At 54.6% G+C, this 24,795-nt stretch carries 23 protein-coding genes; 18 read left to right on the plus strand and 5 right to left on the minus strand.

What is annotated here, in order from left to right; translation table 11 throughout:
- Window positions 1-9: 9 nt before the first annotated feature.
- Window positions 10-1,137 carry an SLC13 family permease gene (locus tag J9880_RS13925; protein WP_232769491.1) on the plus strand — a complete coding sequence of 376 codons (1,128 nt, stop codon included), beginning with the start codon at window positions 10-12 and terminating at the stop codon, window positions 1,135-1,137.
- Here J9880_RS13925 and pdxR read toward each other — a convergent pair.
- A complete protein-coding gene (gene pdxR, locus J9880_RS13930; protein WP_232769492.1) occupies window positions 1,091-2,602 on the minus strand; it encodes a MocR-like pyridoxine biosynthesis transcription factor PdxR in 1,512 nt (503 codons plus the stop codon). The genes J9880_RS13925 and pdxR overlap by 47 nt on opposite strands.
- Window positions 2,603-2,702: 100 nt before the next feature.
- Between pdxR and J9880_RS13935 the strand changes: the two genes are divergently transcribed.
- Window positions 2,703-3,155, plus strand: coding sequence for a rhodanese-like domain-containing protein (locus J9880_RS13935; protein ID WP_133822925.1), 453 nt, complete (start codon window positions 2,703-2,705; stop codon window positions 3,153-3,155).
- Between the two features lie 9 nt (window positions 3,156-3,164).
- Here J9880_RS13935 and flk read toward each other — a convergent pair whose 3' ends face one another.
- Entirely contained in the window at window positions 3,165-4,214 is a 1,050-nt protein-coding gene (gene flk, locus J9880_RS13940) for a flagella biosynthesis regulator Flk (RefSeq protein WP_232769493.1), read from the minus strand.
- Window positions 4,215-4,457: 243 nt separating this feature from the next.
- The gene (locus J9880_RS13945; protein WP_119822588.1) at window positions 4,458-5,363 is read right to left on the minus strand and encodes a DMT family transporter; all 906 of its coding nucleotides are present in this window, start codon (window positions 5,361-5,363) and stop codon (window positions 4,458-4,460) included.
- Between the two features lie 128 nt (window positions 5,364-5,491).
- On the opposite strand from J9880_RS13945, the gene J9880_RS13950 reads away from it, so the two are divergent.
- From J9880_RS13950 to hisP, 15 genes are all read left to right on the plus strand, one after another.
- Window positions 5,492-6,283 carry an AraC family transcriptional regulator gene (locus tag J9880_RS13950; RefSeq protein WP_232769494.1) on the plus strand — a complete coding sequence of 264 codons (792 nt, stop codon included), beginning with the start codon at window positions 5,492-5,494 and terminating at the stop codon, window positions 6,281-6,283.
- Between the two features lie 100 nt (window positions 6,284-6,383).
- Window positions 6,384-7,511 (plus strand): 4-phosphoerythronate dehydrogenase PdxB, encoded by a 1,128-nt coding sequence (gene pdxB / locus J9880_RS13955; RefSeq protein WP_232769495.1) that lies wholly within the window; start codon window positions 6,384-6,386, stop codon window positions 7,509-7,511.
- 115 nt (window positions 7,512-7,626) lie between these two features.
- A complete protein-coding gene (locus J9880_RS13960) occupies window positions 7,627-8,637 on the plus strand; it encodes an aspartate-semialdehyde dehydrogenase (protein WP_095922870.1) in 1,011 nt (336 codons plus the stop codon).
- A gap of 2 nt (window positions 8,638-8,639) precedes the next feature.
- Window positions 8,640-9,470, plus strand: a complete 831-nt coding sequence (truA, locus tag J9880_RS13965) for a tRNA pseudouridine(38-40) synthase TruA (protein WP_232769496.1) — start codon at window positions 8,640-8,642, stop codon at window positions 9,468-9,470.
- A gap of 76 nt (window positions 9,471-9,546) precedes the next feature.
- A complete protein-coding gene (locus J9880_RS13970; RefSeq protein ID WP_095925182.1) occupies window positions 9,547-10,215 on the plus strand; it encodes a DedA family protein in 669 nt (222 codons plus the stop codon).
- A gap of 263 nt (window positions 10,216-10,478) precedes the next feature.
- Window positions 10,479-11,393, plus strand: coding sequence for an acetyl-CoA carboxylase, carboxyltransferase subunit beta (gene accD / locus J9880_RS13975; RefSeq protein ID WP_095922868.1), 915 nt, complete (start codon window positions 10,479-10,481; stop codon window positions 11,391-11,393).
- A gap of 189 nt (window positions 11,394-11,582) precedes the next feature.
- A complete protein-coding gene (gene folC / locus J9880_RS13980) occupies window positions 11,583-12,869 on the plus strand; it encodes a bifunctional tetrahydrofolate synthase/dihydrofolate synthase (RefSeq protein WP_232769497.1) in 1,287 nt (428 codons plus the stop codon).
- Window positions 12,859-13,647, plus strand: coding sequence for a cell division protein DedD (gene dedD, locus J9880_RS13985; RefSeq protein ID WP_095922866.1), 789 nt, complete (start codon window positions 12,859-12,861; stop codon window positions 13,645-13,647). The genes folC and dedD overlap by 11 nt, the downstream gene beginning before the upstream one ends.
- 676 nt (window positions 13,648-14,323) lie before the next feature.
- Window positions 14,324-14,815: a colicin V production protein gene (cvpA, locus tag J9880_RS13990; RefSeq protein ID WP_013574561.1), complete on the plus strand. Its 492-nt coding sequence runs from the start codon at window positions 14,324-14,326 to the stop codon at window positions 14,813-14,815.
- A 30-nt stretch (window positions 14,816-14,845) separates the two neighbouring features.
- Window positions 14,846-16,363: an amidophosphoribosyltransferase gene (gene purF / locus J9880_RS13995; protein WP_131692945.1), complete on the plus strand. Its 1,518-nt coding sequence runs from the start codon at window positions 14,846-14,848 to the stop codon at window positions 16,361-16,363.
- Window positions 16,364-16,490: 127 nt separating this feature from the next.
- Complete coding sequence (locus tag J9880_RS14000) at window positions 16,491-17,063, plus strand: UbiX family flavin prenyltransferase (protein ID WP_095922863.1); 573 nt, start codon at window positions 16,491-16,493, stop codon at window positions 17,061-17,063.
- 322 nt (window positions 17,064-17,385) lie between these two features.
- Complete coding sequence (gene argT, locus J9880_RS14005) at window positions 17,386-18,168, plus strand: lysine/arginine/ornithine ABC transporter substrate-binding protein ArgT (protein ID WP_095922862.1); 783 nt, start codon at window positions 17,386-17,388, stop codon at window positions 18,166-18,168.
- Between the two features lie 106 nt (window positions 18,169-18,274).
- Window positions 18,275-18,961, plus strand: a complete 687-nt coding sequence (locus J9880_RS14010) for a histidine ABC transporter permease HisQ (RefSeq protein WP_095922861.1) — start codon at window positions 18,275-18,277, stop codon at window positions 18,959-18,961.
- Window positions 18,958-19,671 carry an ABC transporter permease gene (locus J9880_RS14015; RefSeq protein ID WP_095922860.1) on the plus strand — a complete coding sequence of 238 codons (714 nt, stop codon included), beginning with the start codon at window positions 18,958-18,960 and terminating at the stop codon, window positions 19,669-19,671. The genes J9880_RS14010 and J9880_RS14015 overlap by 4 nt, the downstream gene beginning before the upstream one ends.
- Before the next feature lie 27 nt (window positions 19,672-19,698).
- Window positions 19,699-20,472 carry a histidine ABC transporter ATP-binding protein HisP gene (gene hisP / locus J9880_RS14020; protein ID WP_095922859.1) on the plus strand — a complete coding sequence of 258 codons (774 nt, stop codon included), beginning with the start codon at window positions 19,699-19,701 and terminating at the stop codon, window positions 20,470-20,472.
- 45 nt (window positions 20,473-20,517) lie between these two features.
- Here the strand turns inward: hisP and pepT are convergent, their stop codons facing one another.
- The gene (pepT, locus tag J9880_RS14025) at window positions 20,518-21,750 is read right to left on the minus strand and encodes a peptidase T (RefSeq protein WP_095922858.1); all 1,233 of its coding nucleotides are present in this window, start codon (window positions 21,748-21,750) and stop codon (window positions 20,518-20,520) included.
- Window positions 21,751-21,909: 159 nt separating this feature from the next.
- On the opposite strand from pepT, the gene J9880_RS14030 reads away from it, so the two are divergent.
- On the plus strand, window positions 21,910-23,505 hold the full coding sequence (locus J9880_RS14030; RefSeq protein ID WP_232769498.1) for an ABC transporter substrate-binding protein: 1,596 nt from the start codon (window positions 21,910-21,912) through the stop codon (window positions 23,503-23,505).
- Window positions 23,506-23,839: 334 nt separating this feature from the next.
- On the opposite strand, the gene J9880_RS14035 is transcribed toward J9880_RS14030, so the two are convergent.
- Window positions 23,840-24,736, minus strand: coding sequence for a TIGR01777 family oxidoreductase (locus J9880_RS14035; RefSeq protein ID WP_095922856.1), 897 nt, complete (start codon window positions 24,734-24,736; stop codon window positions 23,840-23,842).
- Window positions 24,737-24,795 lie beyond the last annotated feature (59 nt).

Genomic DNA, 24,795 nt, shown 5'->3' on the forward strand with positions numbered 1-24,795 from the left:
GAAAAAAACATGTTGATGGCGGCACTCGGCTCAGTCTTTAAGCCTTTTTTACGTGACAGGTTTTTGCATCTGTTAATCATACTTGGGGTCATTCTGACGCTGTTCCAGCCTGCGAAAATCATGCAGTTTCCGCAGTTTGTCGACTGGAACACTATCGTCACGCTGCTGGGTTTGCTGATGCTGACCAAGGGCGTGGAGGTCAGCGGCTACTTTGATTTTGTTGGCCGCAAGATGATTAACGCCATCGACAATGAACGGCGGCTGGCGCTTTTCCTGGTGAGTGCGGCGGCGGTGCTGTCGACCTTTATGACCAATGACGTCGCGCTGTTTATCGTTATTCCGCTGACCATTACCCTGAAAAAACTGACGTCGCTGCCGGTCACGCGGCTGATCATCTTTGAAGCGCTGGCGGTGAACGCCGGTTCGCTGCTCACGCCAATCGGTAACCCGCAAAATATCCTGTTATGGAATAAGTCCGGTCAGTCATTCCTGCATTTCATCGGGCAGATGGCACCGCTGGCGCTGGTGACCCTGGCCGCCTTATTCGTGGTGACCTGGTGGTGTTTTCCGTCGCACAGCCTGAAAAAGCTGGAGAGTAATCAGGGGTATCCGTTCCAGAAACGTCTGCTGATCAGTTGCGTGGTGCTGTATGTGGCGTTTATTGCCTGCGTGGATCTGGGGTATGCGTTATATGGCCTGCTGGCGGTAGTGGCGTGCTTTTTACTGCTGGCGCGTAACGTTCTGCTGCGTATCGACTGGCCGCTGATTTTGGTGTTTATCGTGATGTTTATCGATGTGCGTTTGCTGGTCGGGCTGCACGCCTTGCAGCCTGCGTTTACCCATATTCACGGGCTGCCGGATTACGGACATTATCTTCTCAGCATCGGGCTTTCGCAGGTGATCAGCAACGTGCCGGCGACGATCCTGATGATCAATTATTTACCGTCCGGCCCGCTGCTGGCTTACGCCGTGAATGCCGGGGGTTTCGGGCTGGCGATAGGATCGCTGGCCAACCTGATCGCACTGCGCATGGCGGGTGACAAAAAAATCTGGCTCCGTTTTCACTACTACTCCTTCCCGTTCCTGTTGTTCAGCGGCGGGGCTGGCTGGTTGCTGCTGGCATTGTTTGCGAAATAGCAGGCACTTTCAGCGAGGCTAGCCGGTTTACTGCGGTGGTGATTTCAGACGGCGTTAAGGCCGAAAAGCCGAGCAGCCAGCCATCCTGATGCTGCGCCGGTGAACCGCCATTGCCGGTAAACAGCGGCGAAAGACGCGGAGTCTCAATGCCCGCCTGTGCGGCAAGCGTGCTGAAATACTGTTCTTGTCCGGCAGGCAGATGAGCGGCGAGTTGCAATCCTCCGGCTGACACCTGAGGTATCAGCCAGTCAATTTTCTGCCCAATCTGTGCCAGCAGATGATCGCGGCGGCTGTGATAAAGCTGACGCGAAAAACGCAGGTGAGAAGCGAAATGGCCGGTGTGCATAAATTCGGCGGTCACCGCCTGCATCAGCTGTGAAGAGTGGCCGTCATTCACCGTGCGCAATGTGACCATCGGAGCCACCAGTGCCGGCGGCAAAACGGCATAGGCCAGCCGTAATGACGGGAACAGCACTTTCGAGAAGGTGCCGAGATAAATCACCTGCTGATGTTTATCCAGCCCCTGCATGGCGGGAAGCGGCCGTCCGTCGTAATGCAATTCGCTGTCGTAATCGTCTTCAATGATCCAGCTGCCGTGCCGCCGGGCAAACTCAAGCAGGTGTAAGCGGCGGGGCAGACTCAGGCTGACGCCGGTCGGGTAATGATGCGAAGGCGTCAGGTATATCAGGCGCGGAACCGGGAATGCGGGATCCGGCGCCATTCCCTGATCATCCACCGGAATGGCGCAAATGTCGGCGCCGGCGCTGGCAAACGCATTGCGCGCACCGGGATACCCCGGCTGCTCCAGCCAGACGCTATCCGCCGGATCAATCAGCAGCATCGCCAGTAACTGCAATGCCTGTTGCGAACTGGTGGTGATCAGGATTTGCGCGGCGGTGCAGCTCACCCCGCGCGACTGTTGCAGGTAACGGGCAAGCGCCTCACGCAGCGGCAAATACCCTTGCGGATCGCCATATCCCAGCAGACGTTCTCCCTCAACACGTAATTGTCTGGCGGTCATCTGTTTCCAGATTTTCAGCGGAAAAGCGCGAAGGTCGGGCGAACCGGCGGCAAAGGCGACGGGGGATTGCGGGTCACGGCATCCGCCGGTGGCGACAATTTTCTGCCCTCTGGCTGATATTCTGGCAAGACCGGGTTTGACGACTTTGCTTTTGCGTGCAGACGGCGCGCGGGGCAGCGACTGGCTGACAAAGGTGCCTTTGCCGGTATGACGCTGAAGATAACCTTCCGCCTCCACCTGCGCATAAGCCGCCTCAACCGTGACTCGCGACAGATTCAGATCGCAGGCCAGCAGACGGGAAGAGGGCAGACGCTCTCCGGCCGTCAGTGCTCCGCTGCTGATGGCCTGCCGCAACGCGGCACACAGCCTGTCACGCAGACCTGCCGTGGTCGCTGTATTTTCAAAAAGCGTAATCAGAGCCGGTGGCTGGGGCTGCGCGGGCATAATGGGTCTTAGTGTTAACCGGAAATTGGCATTAATCATAAGACCAAAAACAGCGATGATGAAACTGTTTTCAGACACATCACTTTATGAGGAAGCGTTTATGCAACAGGCGTCTTATGTGTTGGGATTTGCACCGCCGTCACCGGAAATCAGTGCCGCATATTTGTTGTCCAAACTGAGTTTTTATACCGATGCGGCGGATGTCGCGGCGGATTTACAAAACGGCATCGAAGGCATTGTGGTTATTGATACCCGTTCTGCTGAACATTATGCACGCGGTCATGTGCCCGGCGCGGTCAGTTTTCCGCATAAACATATGACGGCAGAAAGCACCCGCGAGCTGAGCAAAGACGTGGTGTATGTGACCTATTGCGACGGCATCGGGTGCAACGGCTCGACGCAGGGCGCGTACAAGCTGGCAAAACTGGGGTTCAGGGTAAAGGAAATGATTGGCGGGCTGGATTTTTGGATCCGCGATCAGCACCCGCTGGCAACAGGTGAAGAACGCGGACAATATGCGCCGGAACAGGCACCGCAGGAGTGCGGTTGCTGAAAGTCGCGCTTAAAACAGTAACCACAACAGCAGCACGATCACCACGAACGCAATAAACAGCAGCGGTTTGCCACCCATCGCCTGCATGGAAGGCGGCAACATCGCGATGAACGGATTCATGATTGGTTGCGGGTCGGTGCGCGACACGGTCGTGAATGCATCGTCGGTTTCATCCGCACGCGGTGAACGGTCAACCCGCTGGCTGAACAGCACACCAATCAGATCGCTTACCTGAACCGGCGTCAGCGGCGTGGATAATGTCGCGCTGAAACGGTTTTCCGCATATTCCGTCAGCTGATGGATTTCATGCGTGCTGGCAGGTTGTTTGAGCACACTCAGCAGCGTTGTCAGCGTCGGTGGCGTCGTCTGCTGGCTGAGCGAGGCTTTTACCTGCAAAAACTGGCTGAGCACCTGAAAATGCTTCGCCGGTATTGGCTCGCCCACCTTCACACCCACCAGCGTAAACAGCGCCTGCCAGACTTTTACCGGTGCTTCGCCGGTAGCCGCGCTGAGGCGCGTGACAAGCTGTTGCAGGCTGTTATGTTCGGCAGGCAGCAACGGACGATCGGTCACCGGCGTCTGTTGCGGTTGCGGGATATTCATCTGACGGGTCTGGATCAGATCCAGCACCTGTTGCAGCTGCGGATGCGTCAGCTGGCTGAGCACGGTGTGTCCGAAATTCTGGCGTATAAAGTCACTCACCGCCTGACGGTTATTGCCCTGCGGCAGCAGTTCGGTCAGTTGCAACATCAGCTGGCGCGAGGCATGGCTGTCCTGCGCTTGCGTGAGTTTCCCCTGCAACAGCGTTTCGGCCTGCGGGAACTGTTGCGAAGTGATTTCTGCACCGTGCGGCAGCGCCAGGTCGTGGCGCAAATTCGCCCAGATCTCGGCCGATTTAATCGGCGTGAGCGCCATCAGTTTGACGATCAGTTTTTCCAGCGTGGTGCGCTGTACCGGCGTTAATGGCAGTTCAGCGCCTGTTTTAACCGGAACGGTCTGACCCTGGGGCTGTGTTCTGTTGTCGCCAACCGGCATGCCCGGGCCGCTCAAAGGTTGCATATCACCGTCCTTCGCTGGAAATTTAAAACGTTGCCTGAACTTAATGAAAAGTAAAAAGCACGGCGCAGAGCGCGGAAGCGGCTCATCATACCTGCAAAGTGTATTAATCGACACCGTGAATAGCAGGCTGAGTAAGATTCTTCGGGAGATTGTTTCCTAAAACGGCAGATAAAAATGTCTGGCGGGGCGCGAAAGCAGAAAACAGGCAAGTGCCATCTTCTTTTCGGAAGATGGCACGAGGATTTAGCGGGGATTTTTTTGTGCCGCAGGGACGGCGCGGCTGAACAGCGGTTTACGCAAACGCTGCGCCAGGATCACCCCGGCAAGGGTGATACCCCCGCCGATAAGATGGTAGCTGTGCAACTGCTCGTGCAGGAACAACACGGCGATCACGGCGGTGAAAATCGGCGACAGGTTCATGAAAATGGACGCTTTGTTGGCACCGAGACGAATAACGCCCTGGATCCATAAAAACGGCGCAATGATCGAGGCCGGGATCCCCGCGAACAACACCAGCGGAATATTGTGTACCGTCAGGCTGACATCCTTCGCCATCAGGAAATTCGGCAGCAGCAGTAACACACCGAAAATGATCTGCACATATAACGACTGCCAGTTCGGCAGCGGGATCGCCCAGCGTTTGGTCAGCACGCCATACAATGCGTAGGACGCCGAAGCGGCAAACATCATCAGCTCACCCGTGCCAATCCCGTGTTGCAGCAGTTGCGCTGGATCACCAGCACTGACCAGCCAGACCAGCCCGCCGAGAGAAATCATACTGCCCAACGCCACGCCGACGGTCGGCACCACGCTCAGCACAAACAGACCAATCAGCACGGTCAGCAGCGGGATCAGCGAGTTGAGGATCCCCATAAACAGCGCACTGACACTGTGGGCGGCGTAATAGGCCAGACTCTGATAAAGCACCATGCCCAGCAGGCCGAGGATCAGCAGTTTCCACCAGTATTGTTTTATCGCCTGAAGGTTGCGCAGCACACCGGGCAAAATGAACGGAGTCAGCGTCAGCAGGGCGAGCAGCCAGCGGTAAAACGAAATGGCAGCCGGATCAATCGCGCTGGCCGAGGCTTTACTGACCACCGCGTTCAGTGACCAGATCAGGACGGCGAGCAGGGGAAAAAGCACATTCATGACATAATATTCCTCAGTAAATCGTCACGTCAGTGTACGATTGTCTTGTTTGTTAGATATAACGATAATCAGACAATACGTCGTGCAATCCGGACAATCCCGTGCGGCTCACAGACAAAAAGGTTTTTATGCGTTCGCCACGTTCTTCCTCACCCCGTTATTATCCGCCATTACCCGAAAAGATGCCGGTTACGCTGCTTTTTCGCGGCGAAATCGTTGAGGGGAATTCGGAGTATGTGCGCCATTCGCATCCCTGGAGCCAGATTATCTGCGTCAAATCCGGCGTACTGGCCATGCTGGTGGCCGGTCAGCGTTATCTGGCCCCGCGTGAATTCGCTATCTGGGTGCCTGCGGGCGTGGAGCATTCCAGTTATAACCGCAAAACAACCCGTTTTTGTGCCATCGATATTGCGCTGGAACTGGACACCCATCTGCCTGCCGAACCTTGTCTGCTGACGCCCACGGCCATTTTTAATGCCATCGCTGATGACTGCTTCTCGCGAAACATGACCGAGCCGCAGAGTGAGGCGGATTTGCGCATGTGCCGCGTGTTGCTCGATCAGATCAGTCTGGCACCGCGTCAGAACACCTATCTGCCGACGTCAGAGAATAAATTACTGGCTCCGATCCTGAGCGCGCTGGAAAAGAATCCGGCGGATAATACGCCGCTGGCGCACTGGGCGACGCAGGTGTATACCACCGAACGGACATTGTCGCGGCGATGCCAGCAGGAACTGGGGATGAGCTTTGCGCAGTGGCGTCAGCGGCTGCGTTTTCTGCATTCCATCTCATTGCTTGAGCAGGGGAAGACGGTGCAGGATATCTCACTCGAACTGGGTTACAGCTCGTCGTCTGCCTTTATCGCTATGTTTCAGCAGGTTTCCGGTACCACACCGCAGCGTTTTCGTAACGACAGGTAAACCTGTGCCCTGAAAGTTGGGATCTGACCCGGTATCGTGGCAAAATCAATGCCCTCTTTATTTTCTATTCTTTCTTTAGGCCATGCTGCCGGAGACAAACGTGAAAATCCTGGTTGATGAAAATATGCCGTATGCCGTCGAGCTTTTTAGCCGTCTGGGTAACGTGCAGGCTGTGCCCGGCCGTCCTATTCCGCAAGATGCCCTGAATGATGCCGATGCGCTGATGGTGCGGTCTGTGACCAAAGTGAACGAAAGTTTACTGGCGGGAAAACCGGTGAAATTTGTCGGCACCGCCACGGCGGGAACCGATCACGTGGATGATGCATGGCTGGCCAGCGCCGGGATTGGTTTCTCCGCCGCGCCGGGCTGTAATGCGATTGCGGTAGTGGAATACGTGTTCTCATCCCTGCTGATCCTCGCGCAACGCGACGGTTTCCAGTTGCGCGATAAAACGGTCGGGATCATCGGCGTGGGGAATGTCGGCTCGCGCCTGAATGCGCGTCTTGAAGCACTCGGTGTTCGTACGTTGCTGTGCGATCCGCCACGCGCCGATCGCGGTGACGCCGGTGAATTCTGGCCGCTGGAAAAACTGGTCGCTGAAGCAGACATTCTGACGTTCCACACGCCGCTGAATATGTCCGGCCCGTATGCCACGCATCATCTGGTGGATGCAGATTTACTGGCGCGTCTGCCCGCTGACCGCATTCTGATTAACGCCTGCCGTGGCGAAGTGGTGGATAACGCCGCGCTGCTCGAGGCGCTGAACGGCAGTAAAAAACTGACCGCCGTGCTGGATGTCTGGGAACCGGAACCGGATTTATCGCTGGCGCTGCTGGATAAAGTGGCTATCGGTACGGCACACATCGCCGGTTACAGCCTGGAAGGCAAAGCCCGCGGCACCACGCAGGTGTTCGAAGCATTCAGCAAGTTTATCGGTCAGCCACAAACCGTGCCGCTGGAATCCTTGCTCCCTGCGCCTGAATTTGCCGAAGTGACCCTGAGTGGCGCGCTGAGCGAAGCCAAACTGCTGCGTCTTATTCACTTAGTGTATGATGTGCGCCGCGATGACCGGCCTTTGCGCCGTGTCGCCGGTAAACCGGGCGAATTCGACAAGCTGCGTAAGTTCTATGAAGAACGTCGTGAGTGGTCCTCTTTACGGGTGATATGCGACGATGCAGCGACCGCGGATGTGCTGAAAAAACTGGGCTTTAACAGCCAGTTAGGTTGAGTTAAGCCAGCCTGAATCTTTTCACTGTACATTCACGCAATATTACTCTGATAGCCGGGCGGTGAGTTTCACCGCCCCTTTGTATTTTGTACTTTTATTTCTGGAGAATACCAACATGTCTGATGGCTGGAATATTGCGCTGCTTGGCGCAACGGGCGCAGTCGGTGATGCGTTACTGGAATTATTGGCTGATCGTCAGTTCCCCGTTGGTGAGCTCTTCCCGCTGGCCAGTGAACGCAGCGCCGGTCAGACCGTGCGTTTTAACGGTAAAAGCCTGCGCGTGCAGCAGGCGTCTGAATTTGACTGGTCGCAGGTTCAGCTGGCGTTCTTTGTCGCAGGCTCTGAGGCTTCAGCGTTGTATGCCGAAGAAGCGGCAAATCAGGGTTGTCTGGTGATCGACAGCAGCGGCCTGTTCTCCCTTGAGCATGACATTCCTCTGGTGGTGCCGGGCGTGAACCCTGACGCGCTGTCTCATTACCGCAACCGTAATATCGTGGCTGTGGCCGACAGCCTGACCAGTCAGTTGCTGACGGCCATCAAACCGCTGACCGAACAGGCCGGTTTGTCCCGTCTGCACGTCACGTCGCTGCTGTCCGTTTCGGCGCTGGGTAAAGCGGCCGTTGACGATCTGGCCGGACAAAGTGCCCGCCTGCTGAACGGCATTCCGGCAGAAGAAGGTATTTTCAGCAAACAACTGGCATTCAACCTGTTACCGCTGGTCAGTGATGAAGAGGGCAGTGTGCGTCAGGAACGCCGACTGGTGGATCAGGTGCGCAAAGTGTTGCAGGACGATGGCCTGCCGATTTCGGTCAGCTGCGTGCAGTCGCCGGTGTTCTACGGTCACGCGCAGGTGGTGCATCTGGAAGGCTTGCGCCCGCTGTCTGCCGATGAAGCGCGCACCGAACTGGAACAAATTGATGACATTAATCTCAGCGATGAAGATGATTTCCCGACGCAGGTCAGCGATGCGTCCGGCAATGCCAACCTGAGCATCGGTTGTATCCGTAATGACTACGGCATTCCTGAGTTACTGCAATTCTGGTCAGTGGCCGACAATGTGCGTTTCGGCGGTGCCCTGATGGCGGTGGAAACCGCAGAGAAGCTGATTAACGAGTACTGGTACTGATTATGTCCGAAGATGTGATCGCTGACGTCAGCGCGGCACCGGTTGCCGGGCGTGTGGCGTTAGGCGTGGAATATGACGGCAGTGCCTACTTTGGCTGGCAGCGTCAGCAGGGCGTCGCCAGCGTGCAGGAATGCCTGGAAAAGGCGCTGAGCCGTGTCGCGAATACGCCGATCGTGGTGTTCTGCGCCGGTCGTACGGATGCCGGTGTCAGCGCGACCGGACAGGTAGTGCACTTTGATACGCCGGTGCTGCGTAAAGATGCGGCGTGGACGATGGGGGTGAATACCCATCTGCCGAAAAATATTGCCGTGCGCTGGTGCGCGAACGTGGCGGAAGATTTCCACGCCCGTTTCAGCGCCACCGCCCGCCGCTACCGTTACGTTATTTATAACAACCGTTACCGCTCAGCGATTTTGCATACCGGCGTGACCCACGTTCATATGCCGCTCGATGTGGAGAAAATGCAGCTTGCCGGTCAGGCGTTGCTGGGGGAGAACGACTTTACCTCTTTTCGCGCATCGCAGTGCCAGTCGCGCACGCCGTGGCGCTACGTGATGCATTTGAATGTCAGCCGTCACGGCAACTATGTGGTGGTCGATATCAAAGCTAACGCTTTTGTTCATCACATGGTGCGCAATATTGTCGGCAGCCTGGTGGAAATCGGCGCGGGCAATCAGCCGGTGAGCTGGATGGGCGACCTGCTGGCAGCGAAAGATCGTAACCTTGCCGCCGCTACCGGGAAACCGGAGGGGTTGTATCTGGTCTCGGTTGATTATCCGGAAAAATTTTCATTACCTCAGGTAAATATGGGGCCACTGTTCCTGGAAGATTAAGGGACATTTTTAGCGATTGTTGCATTAACGTTTATTCACAACGGCGTTTTTTGACCAGGAAGAGGTGGAGGAACTGATGGGCTTTATTCACTTTGTCATAGATTTCATTCTGCATATTGATGTGCATCTGGCGGAACTGGTTGCACAGTATGGCGTCTGGGTTTACGGGATTTTGTTCCTGATTTTGTTCTGCGAAACCGGTCTGGTGGTGACACCTTTCCTGCCGGGCGATTCCTTATTGTTCGTGGCAGGTGCGCTGGCGGCGTTGCCGGGCAACGATATGAATGTCCATCTGATGGCATTGCTGATGGCTGTCGCGGCGATCCTCGGGGATGCGGTGAACTACACTATCGGACGGGTGTTTGGTGAACGACTGTTCAGTAATCCGGACTCAAAGATTTTCCGTCGCAGTTATTTAGACAAGACGCATAAGTTTTACGAGAAACATGGCGGCAAAACGATTATTCTTGCGCGCTTCGTGCCGATCGTCCGCACGTTTGCGCCGTTCGTGGCCGGTATGGGGCATATGTCTTACCGCCATTTTGCGGCCTATAACGTGATTGGGGCGCTGGTTTGGGTGCTGTTATTTACCTATGCTGGCTACCTTTTCGGCGATCTGCCGATTGTTCAGGAAAATCTGAAATTACTGATCGTGGCAATCATTGTGGTTTCCATCCTGCCGGGTGTGGTTGAAATCTGGCGGCACAAACGCGCAGCCGCAAAAGAAAAGCGTCAGCAGGAGTAATCCCTGACGTTTTTTTACGCAAGCGCGTTAAAATTTAAGGCATTAAACCCGAGGGTAAGACCAGTTTTTTATCCACAGTGTCTGGCCGTTATGGTTTAATGAGCGACAATTTATGGTCTGTTCCTGCGAACAACCCTTCTGTGACGCGGTGTGTGAGGTTTTTTATCACGCCGCGCACAGGTGATTTTGGGTAGGTTTCAGGGGACTTGTTACAGCATGAACAGCGGACTGGCTTCGGCCGGGTTCAAACAGAAAGGTTATCGATGAGCTGGATTGAACGAATTCTTAGTAAGAGCACCGACTCGCAAACCCGTAAGGCAAGTATTCCTGAGGGCGTCTGGACTAAATGCGACAGCTGCGGGCAGGTCCTTTACCGCGCCGAGCTTGAGCGCAACCTCATGGTGTGCCCTAAGTGCGACCACCATATGCGTCTTACCGCGCGTATGCGTCTGGCCACTTTCATGGACGAGGGCAGTGAGGTTGAATTAGGCAGCGAGCTTGAGCCTAAAGATGTTCTGAAGTTTAAAGATTCCAAGAAATACAAAGATCGTCTGGTTGCGGCACAAAAAGAAACCAACGAAAAAGACGCGATGGTCGTCATGAAAGGCACGCTGTTCGGCATGCCAATCGTGGTGGCTTCATTTGAATTTGCCTTCATGGGCGGTTCAATGGCGTCCGTGGTGGGTGCGCGTTTTGTGCGTGCCGTTGAGCAGGCGCTGGAAGATAACTGTCCGCTGGTGTGTTTCTCTGCCAGTGGCGGTGCCCGTATGCAGGAAGCGCTGATGTCGCTGATGCAGATGGCGAAAACCAGTGCTGCACTGGCGAAATTACAGGAACGCGGCCTGCCGTACATTTCTGTGCTGACTGACCCGACCATGGGCGGTGTTTCTGCCAGTCTGGCGATGCTGGGCGACATCAACGTCGCTGAGCCGAAAGCGCTGATCGGTTTTGCCGGTCCACGCGTTATCGAGCAAACCGTGCGCGAAAAACTGCCGCCGGGCTTCCAGCGCAGTGAGTTCCTGATCGAAAAAGGTGCGATTGATATGATCGTACGTCGTCCGGATATGCGTGCCAAACTGGGCAGCGTGCTGGCGAAACTGACCGGGCAACCGGAGCCGAATGTGGCTGACGTCCATGTTGCTGTCAACGGTTCCGCCGCTGACAACCAGGATGCCTGATCAGACAGGGTAAACGCCGGTCAGTAATTGGGGCGGCCATCGGTTGTTGTGCCGCCCACACTGTTTTTCTGCAAAACAGGCAGCCCGTGCTTTTACTCTGTTGGTGAGATCTGACAAAGAGGGCATTGCCTGCTGTCACAGTCTGGTGATGTAGTGTCGAAGTGAACCTGACAAGGTTGAACGGGACTCATGCAAAATCAACTTATCCCCCAAGCCACGTCGCCTTTGGCCACGTGGCTTTATTATCTCGAACATCTCCATTCTCAGGCCATTGAACTGGGCCTCGACCGCGTGAAAGCGGTTGCCACGAAACTCGATTTACTGACGCCAGCACCGTTTGTGTTTACCGTCGCCGGAACCAATGGCAAGGGCACCACCTGCGCCACGCTGGAGTCCATCCTGATGGCGGCCGGATACCGCGTGGGCGTTTACAGTTCCCCGCATCTGGTGCGCTACACCGAACGGGTGCGCATTCAGGGTGAAGAGCTGCCGGGATCCGCGCACTGTGAATCCTTCGCGGTGCTGGAAGCCGGTCGTGGCGATATCTCGCTGACCTATTTCGAGTACGGCACATTGTCGGCGTTGCACCTGTTCAAACAGGCGAAGCTGGATGTGGTGATCCTCGAAGTCGGGCTGGGCGGACGCCTGGACGCGACCAATATCGTCGATGCCAGTGTCGCCGTGGTCACCAGTATTGCGCTCGATCATACCGACTGGCTGGGTTCGGATCGCGAAAGCATTGGCCGCGAAAAAGCCGGTATTTTCCGTGGCGGTAAACCGGCCGTGGTCGGTGAGCCTGATATGCCGCAATCCATTGCCGCCGTTGCGCAGGAAAAACACGCTGATTTACATCGCCGTGATGTGAACTGGCATTTTTCTGCCGATGCCGGACAGTGGCGCTGGGCGGCGCTGGAACAGGGCAACGAGGTGAACGTGCTGGAAGGTTTACCGTTGCCGAATGTGCCGCTGGCCAATGCGGCGACCGCGCTGGCTGCCCTGCATTATTCCGCACTGGCTGTTCCTGAAGCCGCGTTGCGCAGTGGTTTACAGCGCGCGGCGTTGCCTGGACGTTTCCAGACGGTGAGTGAATCGCCACGCCTGATCCTGGATGTCGCGCATAACCCGCATGCGGCAGCGTATCTGGCCGGACGTCTGGCAGAACAGCCGCGAAATGGCGGCAAAGTTCGCGCCGTCGTCGGAATGTTGAAAGACAAAGATATTGCCGGTACGCTGGCTTGCCTGTCGCCGCAGGTGGATGAATGGTATTGCGCGCCGCTGGAAGGCCCGCGCGGGGCCAGTGTCGAAGAACTGACGACGCATCTGCCGCAGGCGCACCAGTTTGATGATGTGGAGTCTGCCTGGAAACAGGCTATGCAGGAGGCGGCTCCTCAGGATATTGTGATTGTCTGCGGCTCGTTCCATACCGTAGCTCACGTAATGGATGCTTTAGACACGGGGAAAACCAGTGGCAAGTAAGTTTCAAAATCGTCTGGTCGGGACGGTCATTCTGGTGGCGCTGGGCGTCATCATTTTGCCCGGTTTACTCGACGGCAAGAAAAAGCATTACGAAGACGAATTTGCGTCTATTCCATTGGTGCCGAAACCGGGTGATGTTGAAGAACAGGACTCGGTGCCACCGGTCACGCAATCTTTGCCTGCTCAGCCGCCGGAAGGTGCCGATCAGGCCATGAACGGCGAACCGGACACGGAGAGTTCAGCCAACAATACCAATGCCGCGAATCAGGGCAATGTGGCACCCGGCAACACCACCATAGAAGCTCCGCCGGCCACCACACTGCCTGAGCAGAAAAAACCGGTACAGACCGCGCCGGTCAAACCTGCGCCGCAGAAGCCAAAAACGATTGAACCTAAACCGATGGTGGAAGCTAAGCCCACGGTGAAACCGAAGCCTGTGGAGCAGCCGAAACCGGTCGAACAACCGAAGGCAGTTGCCGAACAACCTAAACCGGTTGAACAGCCGAAACCTGCACCGGAAGAAAAAGCACCGGCGGGGCAGTCTTATGTGGTTCAGCTTGGCGCATTGAAAAATGCCGCTAAAGCCAATGAAATTGTGGCGAATCTGCGCCTGTCAGGTTTCCGTGCTTACACCGTTCCGGCCACACCGGTTCAGGGGCAGATCACGCGCTTGTACGTCGGCCCGGATGCCTCGAAGCAGAAACTCGAAGCCTCATTGCCGCAACTGCAACAGCTGAGTGGATTAGGCGGGCAGGTTCGCGCATATTCTGCACACTGACTTTGCTCCTTCCCCTGGGAAGGGGGAGGCTGGGAGGGGGTTTAGCAGGCAACGCCAGATTCAGAGTTGCCATTAATACCCCACCCCAACCCTCCCCTTCGCAGGGGAGGGAGCCGATCGAGTTCTTTACTCCTCTCCCTGCGAAGGGGGTGGCGGGGAGGGAGCCGATCGAGTTCTTTACTCCTCTCCCTGCGAAGGGGGTGGCGGGGAGGGAGCCGATCGAGTTCTTTGCTCCTCTCCCTGCGAAGGGGGTGGCGGGGAGGGAGCCGATCGAGTTCTTTGCTCCTCTCCCTGCGAAGGGAGTGGCGGGGAGGGAGCCGATCGAGTTCTTCGCTCCTCCCCCTGCGAAGGGGGAGGCTGGGAGGGGGTTTAGCAGGCAACGCCAGATTCAGAGTTGCCCTTAATACCCCATCCCAAACCCTCCTTTCGCAGGGGAGGGAGTTGATAAATACATAAAAAATACCACGGAGGGCACAAGCGATTTGTGCCCTTTTTCTATAAGATCCTCTGGCTGGATTTTTATAGGTTTATGCTGCGATTGAGGTTTTTTTAATCGCTATTATTAATTTGTCTGACCGGCAGATTTCCCCTACGCAAACGTTTTCTTTTTCTGTTAGAATTCGCCGCGAACTGGATGCCGGGGCAGACGTGACTGGATTAGACACTGGAATAGTTAATGGTCTGGATTGATTACGTCATCATTGCGGTTATCGGATTTTCTGCTTTAGTCAGTTTAATCCGTGGTTTTGTCCGTGAGGCTTTATCGCTGGTAACCTGGGCTTGTGCCTTTTTCGTTGCCAGCCATTATTACCCTTACCTCGCCATCTACTTCACACGTTTCGAAGATGAGTTAGTTCGAAACGGGATCGCAATTGCCATCTTGTTCATCGCGACGTTGATCGTAGGTGCAATTGTCAACTATGTGATTGGTTCACTGGTTGAAAGAACCGGGTTGTCCGGCACTGACAGGGTGTTAGGTGTGTGCTTTGGCGCACTGCGCGGGGTGTTAATCGTCTCCGCGATGCTGTTCTTCCTCGATACTTTTACCGGTTTTTCACAAAGCGAAGACTGGAAGCAATCCCAGTTGATCCCACAGTTCAGTTATATCATCAGGTGGTTCTTTGACTACCTGCAGAGCACGTCGAGTTTCTTGCCCAAACATATTTAGTTTTGGCAGCGCTGAAGAGGAAAAGACAACATGTGCGGTATTGTCGGTATCGCCGGTTTCATGCCGGTAAACCAGTCGATTTATGACGCGTTAACGGTGTTACAACACCGCGGTCAGGATGCTGCAGGCATCACCACCATCGACGCGAATAATAACTTCCGTTTACGTAAAGCGAATGGCCTGGTGAAGGATGTTTTCGAAGCCCGCCATATGCAACGCTTACAGGGCAACATGGGTATTGGCCATGTGCGCTACCCAACGGCTGGCAGTTCCAGCGCTTCAGAAGCTCAACCTTTCTACGTCAACTCTCCGTTCGGCATCACCCTTGCTCATAACGGTAACCTGACCAATGCTCACGAATTGAGAAGTAACCTGTTCGAAGGCCAGCGCCGTCATGTGAACACGACGTCCGATTCTGAGATCCTGCTGAATATCCTGGCGAGTGAACTGGATCGTTTCCAGCACTACCCGCTGGAAGCAGACAACATTTTCGCGGCAGTGGCGGCGGTGAACCTGAAAATTCGCGGTGCCTATGCGTGTGTGGCGATGATTATCGGTCACGGCATGCTGGCGTTCCGTGACCCGCACGGTATCCGTCCGCTGGTCATCGGTAAACGTACGCTGGAAGATGGCCGTAACGAGTACATGGTGGCTTCTGAGAGCGTGGCGCTTGATACGCTGGGCTTTGAGTTCCTGCGTGACGTTGCGCCGGGCGAAGCGGTGTACATCACCGAAAAAGGTCAGCTGTTCACCCGCATGTGCGCGGAGAACCCGCAGTACAATCCGTGCCTGTTCGAATACGTCTATTTCGCGCGTCCGGATTCCTTCATCGACAAAATTTCCGTCTACAGCGCCCGTGTCCGTATGGGTGAAAAGCTGGGCGCGAAAATTGCCCGTGAATGGGAAGACATGGATATCGACGTGGTCATTCCGATCCCGGAAACCTCCTGCGATATCGCGCTGGAAATCGCCCGTATTCTGGATAAACCGTACCGTCAGGGGTTTGTGAAAAACCGTTATGTTGGCCGTACCTTTATCATGCCGGGGCAGCAGGAACGTCGTAAATCTGTACGCCGTAAACTGAACGCCAACCGTGCTGAATTCCGTGATAAAAACGTGTTGCTGGTGGATGACTCCATCGTGCGCGGCACCACCTCTCAGCAGATTGTTGAGATGGCGCGTGAAGCCGGGGCACGACGTGTTTATCTGGCGTCAGCGGCACCGGAAATCCGTTTCCCGAATGTGTACGGAATCGATATGCCAAGCGCCAACGAACTGATTGCGCATGGCCGTGAAGTCAGCGAAATCAATCAGATAATCGGTGCTGATGCCTTAATCTTCCAGGATCTGAGCGACCTGATCGCCGCAGTGAAAGAAGATAATATGGATATCGAGAAATTCGAATGTTCAGTCTTCGACGGTGTTTACGTCACCAAAGACGTTGACCAGAACTATCTGGAATACCTTGAAGCCCTGCGCAACGATGACGCTCAGGCGTTACGTGGTCAGCAGGAAGCTGAAAATCTCGAGATGCACAACGAAGGCTGATTCGCCCGTTACTGACATCCGTTAAGGCGCGCCCCTCCGGTCACCACCGGGCGGGCGCGTTTTTTTATGCCTGAATTTATGTCAGTATTGGCTGAAACGGATCCGGGTTCATTTTAAGGCAGTGTTTATGAAACGACTTATCGTCGGTATTTCCGGCGCCAGCGGCGCAATTTATGGTGTCAGACTTTTGCAGGTTTTGCAGAGTGTACCTGATATCGAAACCCATCTGGTGATGAGCAATGCCGCCCGCCAGACGCTGACACTGGAAACCGATCTTTCCCTGCGCGATGTGCAGGCGCTGGCAGATGTGGTGCATGATTCCCGCGATATTGCCGCCAGTATTTCTTCCGGTTCCTTTAAAACCGCCGGTATGGTGATCCTGCCGTGTTCGGTCAAAACACTTTCCGGCATTGTGAACAGTTATACCGACGGTTTACTGACCCGCGCCGCTGACGTGGTGCTGAAAGAACGTCGCCGTCTGGTGTTGTGCGTGCGTGAAACCCCGCTGCACCTCGGCCATTTACGGCTGATGACCCAGGCCGCCGAACTGGGTGCTGTGATTATGCCCCCGGTTCCGGCGTTTTATCATCGTCCGGCCTCGGTCGAAGATATTATCGATCAGACGGTAAACCGGGTGATCGATCAGTTTGATATCGAGCTGCCGGAAGACTTATTTGTTCGATGGCAGGGCAGTCACTGATCTTTCCAGTCTCAATACGCACTCATTTCGCGCACTTCAGTTACATTGCACCAACAATGATCACAATTTGATTCATTGAGGTGCAGTGTTCACCACGCCTTCAGCTATTCTTCCTTCAGACCTTTGAAAACTTTCATTATCCCGATGCTTTTTTGACCGGTTTTCACACTCTCACGGCGCAAAATCGCTGTGCAGAGAAGCGGCACGAAAAGTGCATGAGAAAACCTGGCAAAAAGCCATTTGCATCGTTCAGCAAACTATAAAAAGACGTTCATTCACGCACACACAACCACAACAGATGAATAATCACTGAGGCTAATGTATGAAAAAGTTGTTCAAGGTTCTTCCGCTGGTTCTGGTCTTAGCCAGTGCAGGTAGTGCATTTGCTGCCGCGCCTAAAGCAATTAATATCGGTACTGATCCGACTTACGCCCCATTTGAATCAAAGGACTCCAGCGGCAAGCTGGTAGGTTTTGATATCGACCTGGCTAACGAGATGTGTAAACGTGCAGAAATAAAATGCACCTACGTCGAAAGTGATTTCGATGCCCTGATCCCTTCCCTGAAAGCCAAGAAAATTGATGCGATAATTTCCTCGTTATCCATCACTGAGAAACGTCAGCAGGAAATTGATTTCACTGAAAAACTGTATGCGGCCAACGCCCGTCTGATCGCACCAAAAGGGTCAAAAGTGCTGCCAACGCTGGACGCGCTGAAAGGCAAAAACGTCGGTGTTCTGCAGGGTTCCACGCAGGAAGCTTATGCCAATGCAATGTGGCAGCCAAAAGGCATCAACGTGGTGGCTTACCAGAACCAGGATCTGATTTATGCGGATCTGGCTTCCGGTCGTCTTGACGCGGCATTCCAGGATGAAGTGGCAGGCAGCGAAGGCTTCCTGAAACAATCTGCCGGTAAAGATTACGCGTTCGCCGGTCCGTCCGTTAAAGACGACAAATTCTTCGGCGTGGGCACCGGCATGGGTCTGCGTAAGACCGATACTGACCTGAAAGACGCGCTGAACAAGGCGTTTGACAGCATGCGTAAAGACGGTACCTACGACAAACTGGCGAAAAAATACTTCGATTTTGATGTTTACGGCGGCTGATTTGCCCCGTGAGATGTGCCAAAGGGAGCGGTACGCCGCTCCCTGCGGTTCTGACGCAGGCTGCCGTTTTGCCTGCGCAGGGATCCACTAAAGACAGGAAAAAACCATGCTGTATGGGTATTCCCAGGTAATCATCCAGGGCACGTTAGTGACACTGGAGCTGGCGATTTCGTCAGTCATTCTGGCGCTGGTGATAGGGTTAATCGGCGCGGGCGGGAAACTGTCAAAGAACCGGATCGTGTCTGGTTTATTTGGTTGCTACACCACGCTTATCCGCGGCGTACCTGATCTGGTATTGATGTTATTGATTTTCTACGGGTTGCAGATTGCACTTAACAGCGTCACAGAATCACTGGGCATGACACAAATTGATATCGACCCGATGAGCGCCGGTATTATCACGCTGGGCTTTATCTATGGTGCCTATTTCACCGAGACGTTTCGTGGCGCATTTATGGCGGTGCCGCGCGGACAGATCGAAGCCGCAACGGCCTACGGTTTCAGCGGTTCACAAATTTTCCGTCGTATTTTATTTCCGGCCATGATGCGTTTTGCGCTGCCGGGCATTGCCAACAACTGGCAGGTTATCCTCAAAGCCACCGCGCTGGTGTCCTTGCTGGGCCTGAATGACGTGGTGAAAGCCACGCAACTGGCCGGGAAAGGCACGTATCAGCCATTCTATTTCGCGATTGTGGCGGGTGTGGTTTATCTGATTTTCACCACGCTGTCGAACGGCGTGCTGGTGTGGCTTGATCGCCGTTATTCGCTGGGTGTGAAGAGGGCTGATCTATGATCGAAATTTTACAACAGTACGGTATGTCCTTGCTCTACAGCGACGGTTACCGTTTCACCGGTCTGGCGATCACCCTGTGGTTACTGATCAGCTCCGTCGTGATAGGCGGATTACTGGCGGTGCCGATGGCGGTGGGGCGCGTGTCTGCCAACAAATTCCTGCGTTATCCGATCTGGCTGTATACCTACGTTTTCCGCGGAACGCCGCTGTATGTCCAGTTGCTGGTGTTTTATTCGGGGATGTACAGCCTGGAAATCGTGCGTGGCACCGACTTCCTCAATGCCTTTTTCCGCAGCGGGCTGAACTGTACGATTTTGGCGCTGACGCTCAATACCTGCGCCTACACCACCGAAATATTTGCCGGTGCCATCCGTTCTGTTCCGCACGGCGAAATCGAAGCGGCCAATGCGTACGGGTTCTCACGCTTTAAATTGTATACCTGCATTATTTTGCCGTCGGCATTGCGCACGGCGCTGCCTGCGTACAGTAATGAAGTCATTCTGATGTTGCACTCCACCGCGCTGGCGTTTACCGCCACGGTGCCGGACGTGCTGAAAATTGCCCGCGACATCAACTCGGCGACGTATCAGCCGTTTTATGCTTTCGGGATTGCAGCAGTGATTTATCTTTGTGTTTCTTTTGTCCTGATCGGGCTGTTCCGCAAGGCGGAAAAACGCTGGCTGGCTCACGTAAAGCCTCAAGCTCATTAATAAGAATTATTTTTGCGGAATAACTTTATGCCAGAAAACAAATTAGCGGTTCTCGATCTCCACAAACGCTATGGCGACCACGAAGTGCTGAAAGGCGTTTCATTGTCTGCCAATGCGGGAGATGTGATCAGTATTATCGGTTCATCCGGTTCCGGGAAAAGTACCTTCCTGCGCTGCATTAACTTCCTTGAAAAGCCAAGCGAAGGCTCGATCAGCGTGAATAATCAGGATATCCGTATGGTGCGCGATACCGACGGTCAGCTGAAAGTGTTTGATAAAAAACAGCTGCAACTGCTGCGCACCAAACTGACGATGGTATTTCAGCATTTCAACCTGTGGAGCCACATGACGGTGCTGGAAAACGTCATGGAAGCGCCGGTACAGGTGCTGGGGCTGAGCAAGGCAGAAGCGCGGGAACGCGCGGTAAAGTACCTCGATAAAGTGGGTATCGACGCCCGTGCGCAAGGCAAATATCCGGTGAACTTATCCGGCGGCCAGCAACAGCGCGTATCTATTGCCCGTGCGCTGGCGATGGAACCGGAAGTGCTGCTGTTTGACGAGCCAACTTCCGCGCTCGATCCTGAACTGGTGGGCGAAGTGTTGCGCATCATGCAAAAGCTGGCGGAAGAAGGAAAAACCATGGTGGTGGTGACGCACGAGATGGAGTTTGCCCGTCACGTCTCCAGCCACGTCATTTTCCTGCATCAGGGGGTGATTGAAGAGCAGGGCGATCCGTCTGAAGTCTTCGGCAGCCCGAAAAGTGCGCGCCTGCAGCAGTTCCTGTCAGGTGCATTGAAGTGATATCCGTGCTCCTTCCCCTCTCACGAGGGGAAGGTTTAAAGCAAATCAACCTTTCGCGGCCAGCAGGCACAACTGAAGGGTCAGTTCGTAGGATTTCACAAACGAATTCACCGGCAGGAATTCGAATTTCGAATGGAAATTGTGCGCGCCGGTGAAGTAGTTCGGCGTCAGCAAACCTTTGGCTGACAATGCGGCTCCGTCGGTGCCGCCGCGCATCGGGATCACTTTCGGCTCCACGCCAATCTCTTTCAATCCGGCAAAGATCAGGTCAATCGCCCGGCGGTCTTCACCGATGGCGCTGCTGATATTGCTGTAGGTGTCGCTGATCTCAACCGAGACTTTCGCCGTCGGATACTGCGCGGCAATCTCTTTCGCGACATCCTGAATTTTCTGCTTACGGGCGGCAAAACTGGCGCTGTCGAAATCACGGATTGAGGCTTTCAGTTCGGCCCCTTGCTGGGACGCGCTCATGCCGTTAAACCAGACATAACCTTCACGGCCTTCGGTATTTTCAGGGGTTTCTGCGCGATCAAAATGGCTGATGAAATCCTGTGCCATCAGCAACGGATTCACCAGTACGCCTTTTGCTGACATCGGGTGCGCTGTCACGCCGGTAAAGGTAATCTCTGCCGCTGCCGCGTTGAAGTTTTCATACACCACTTCGCCCAGTTCGCAGCAGTCGATGGTATAGGCGAAATCCACATCAAAGCGCGCCAGATCCAGCGCCTTGGCACCACGCAGGCCGATTTCTTCGTCAGGCACAAACGCCACCACGATATCGCCATATTCCTGCTCTGCCGTCAGGTTTTCCAGCAGCGTCATCACCACGGTGACGGCCGCTTTGTTATCGGCACCCAGCACGCTGGTGCCGTCGCTGAAAATAATGTCTTCGCCTTTGTACGGCAGAATTTCCGGGCGTTCAGCAGGGCGCAGCCAGATATCCTGTTCCCTGTTGAGGCACACATCCTCACCGGTAAAACGCAATGTTTGCGGATGAATATCCGGGCGCAGGCCGACATCCACCGTATCAATATGCGTGATGAAACCGATGCGCGGGCCGCCTTTTTTGGTGCCGGATTTTACTGCCGTTACGGTCGCATGTTCGTCGATCTGAATGTTTTCCAGACCCAGCTGATGCAGTTCTTCCGCCAGCAAGCGTGCCATATCATGCTGGCCCGGCGTGCTGGGCAGGGTGGTCGCGCTGGCATCACTTTGTGATGTCACGGAGAGATAGCGGTAGAAACGTTCGGTAAGCTGTGTTGCGATTGTTGTCGACATCTTGACCTCTGAATGTGCGCAAATAGGGTTCCTTGTTATAAGATTTTCATATATAACAAAGTATTACTACGTGTTATCCAGATGTTAATCTGTTTTTGCTTTATGTTCCACGATGAAGAAGATCTAAACACTCTCCGGACAGGGAAAATAGGGAAAAGAATGAAACACAACATTTTAAAAATAAGCACAGGTTTACTGGCATTGGCGATCACCGGCGGCGTTTCTGCGAAAACGCTGGTTTACTGCTCCGAAGGCTCGCCTGAGCAATTCAACCCGCAACTGTATACCTCGGGCACCTCGGTAGATGCGAGCGCCGCGCCGATTTATAACCGTCTGGTGGATTTCAAAATCGGCACCACCGAACTGGTGCCAAGCCTGGCGGAAAGCTGGGACGTCAGCGCGGACGGTAAAACCTATACCTTCCACCTGCGAAAAGGCGTGAAATTCCAGAGTAATAAGTTGTTCAAACCGACCCGTGATTTTAACGCCGATGACGTGATCTTTTCGTTCATGCGTCAGAAAGACGAAAATAATCCTTATCATAAAATTTCCGGCGGCACGTATCTGAACTTTGACAGCCTGAAAATGGGCGATCTGATCGGCAGCATTGATAAGGTGGATGACTACACTGTTCGCTTCAATCTGACCCGCCCTGAAGCGCCGTTTGTCGCCGATCTGGCGTGGTATTTTGCGTCAATCCTGTCGGCGGAATATGCGGATCAGATGCTCAAAGCCGGTACCCCCGAGAAACTCGATCAGGTCCCGGTCGGCACCGGTCCGTTTGAACTGATGCAATACCAGAAAGACACCCGTCTGCTGTATAAAGCGTTCCCGGAATACTGGCAGGGCAAATCTAAAATTGACCGTCTGGTGTACACCATCACGCCGGATGCCTCAATGCGTCTCGCAAAACTCGAGAAAAACGAGTGTCAGGTGATGCCGTTCCCGAACCCGGCTGACCTTGAGCGTATGCGCGCCAATAAAGACATCAACCTGATGAGCAAGGCGGGCCTGAACACCGGTTTCCTTTCGTTCAACACGCAGAAAGCGCCGCTGAATAATGTGAAAGTGCGTCAGGCGCTGACCATGGCCATCAACAAACCGCAAATCATCGAAGCGGTATTCCACGGCACGGGCACCGTCGCCAAAACGCTGCTGCCGACCGGCGTCTGGAGCTACAACGACAAGCTGGTGGATTACGATTATTCACCGGAGAAAGCCAAAGCGTTGCTGGCAGAAGCCGGTATGCCGAACGGTTTTGATATCGACTTGTGGGCGATGCCGGTTCAGCGTCCTTACAACCCGAACGCCCGTCGTATGGCGGAAATGATCCAGTCAGACTGGGCGAAAATCGGCGTGAAAGCGCATATCGTCAGCTACGAATGGGGCGAATATCAGACCCGTATCCGTAACGGCGAGCATATGGCAGCTCTGATGGGCTGGACGACGGCGAACGGTGACCCGGATAACTTCTTCGGTCCGCTGTTTACCTGTAACGCCGCGAAGGGCGGTTCGAACTCAGCCAAATGGTGTTACGCACCGTTCGACAAGCTGATTACCGAAGCGAAAGAAACCACCGATCACGCCAAACGCGTCGCGCTTTACGAACAAGCCCAGCAGATGATGCACGATCAGGCCCCTGCGGTGATGATCGCCCACTCGACCATTTTCGAACCGGTCCGCAAAGAAGTGACCGGCTATGAAGTGGATCCGTTTGGGAAACATGTGTTTTATCAGGTGGATGTGAAGGAGTAAAAGCGGCTAGTTCAGTTAACTCCCTTCCCAGCGAAAGGAAGGGCTGGGATAGTAAAGAAAAATCAAAAATTTGAAGCGTACATGAGTAACGGTGTTAGTCCTTAAAACCCCCTCCCAGCCTCCCCCTTCGCAGGGGGAGGAGTAAAAGCGCCGATCTGCTCCACCTTCGCAGGGGCAGGAGTAAAAGCGCGGATCTGCTCCATCTTCGCAGGGGCAGGAGTAAAAGCGCGGATCTGCTCCCTCCCCTGCGAAGGGGAGGGCTGGGGTGGGGTATCAAAGGAAAATCAAGAAGTTGAGGTGTGCATTAGTAATGGTGTTAGCCCTTTAAGACCCTTCATCCCAACACATCCTCCAGCGCTTCTTTCAATTCCTGATGCTTAAAAATAAACCCTGCCGCTTCCAGCCTGCGCGGGACGGCACGTTGTCCGCCGAGCACCAGCACGGCGGATTCCCCCATCAGTAACCGCACCACCGGCGCGGGCGCACGCATAAAGGCCGGGCGGTGCAACACTTCACCCAGCAGGGCGCTGAATTGTTCGTTACGGGCGGGATAAGGCGACACCATATTGAACGGGCCGGAAAGTGTCTCGTGAGCGAGCAGGAATAAAATCCCGTCAATCATGTCGTCAATATGGATCCACGGCATGTATTGCTGACCATCACCCAGCGGGCCGCCGAGACCGGCGCGGTAGGGCAGAACCATTTTTGCCAGCGCGCCGCCTTTTTTAGCCAGAACGATACCGGTTCTCAGCAGACAAACCCGGGTCTGCGGGCTTTGGGCTGTCATCGCCAGCGCTTCCCAGCGGGCGCAGAGCTGCCAGGTAAATTGCTTGTCAGGCGGCTCGTCTTCTGGCACCAGCGCCTGCCCCTGATCGCCGTAATATCCTACTGCCGAACCGGAAATAAACACTGAAGGCGGCGTTTGGCTGGCATTTATCAGCGTCGCCAGTTTCTCCGTCAGCTGCCAGCGGCTTTCACACAGCAACGCTTTCTGATCTTTCGTCCAGCGTTTATCGGCAATCGGCTCACCCGCCAGATTAATCACGGCATCAAAACCGTCCAGCGTGGTTTTGCCTGTCAGCGTTTCCCAAATCTGAACCGCGGGGCCGAGTAATTTTGCCGCGCGTTCCGGGGCGCGGCTCAGCGCGGTAATCTGATGAGAGTGACTGAGAAGTTGTTCGGTCAGTTTGCGGCCAATCAGGCCGGTCGCGCCGGTAATCAAGATCTTCATAACGTGATCCTTAACTGTCTGAATACGCGGATGAACTGTCTTTCATCATAGTTGAGTCG

This window comes from Rahnella victoriana (assembly GCF_021276285.1).
Classification (GTDB): Bacteria; Pseudomonadota; Gammaproteobacteria; order Enterobacterales; family Enterobacteriaceae; genus Rahnella; species Rahnella victoriana.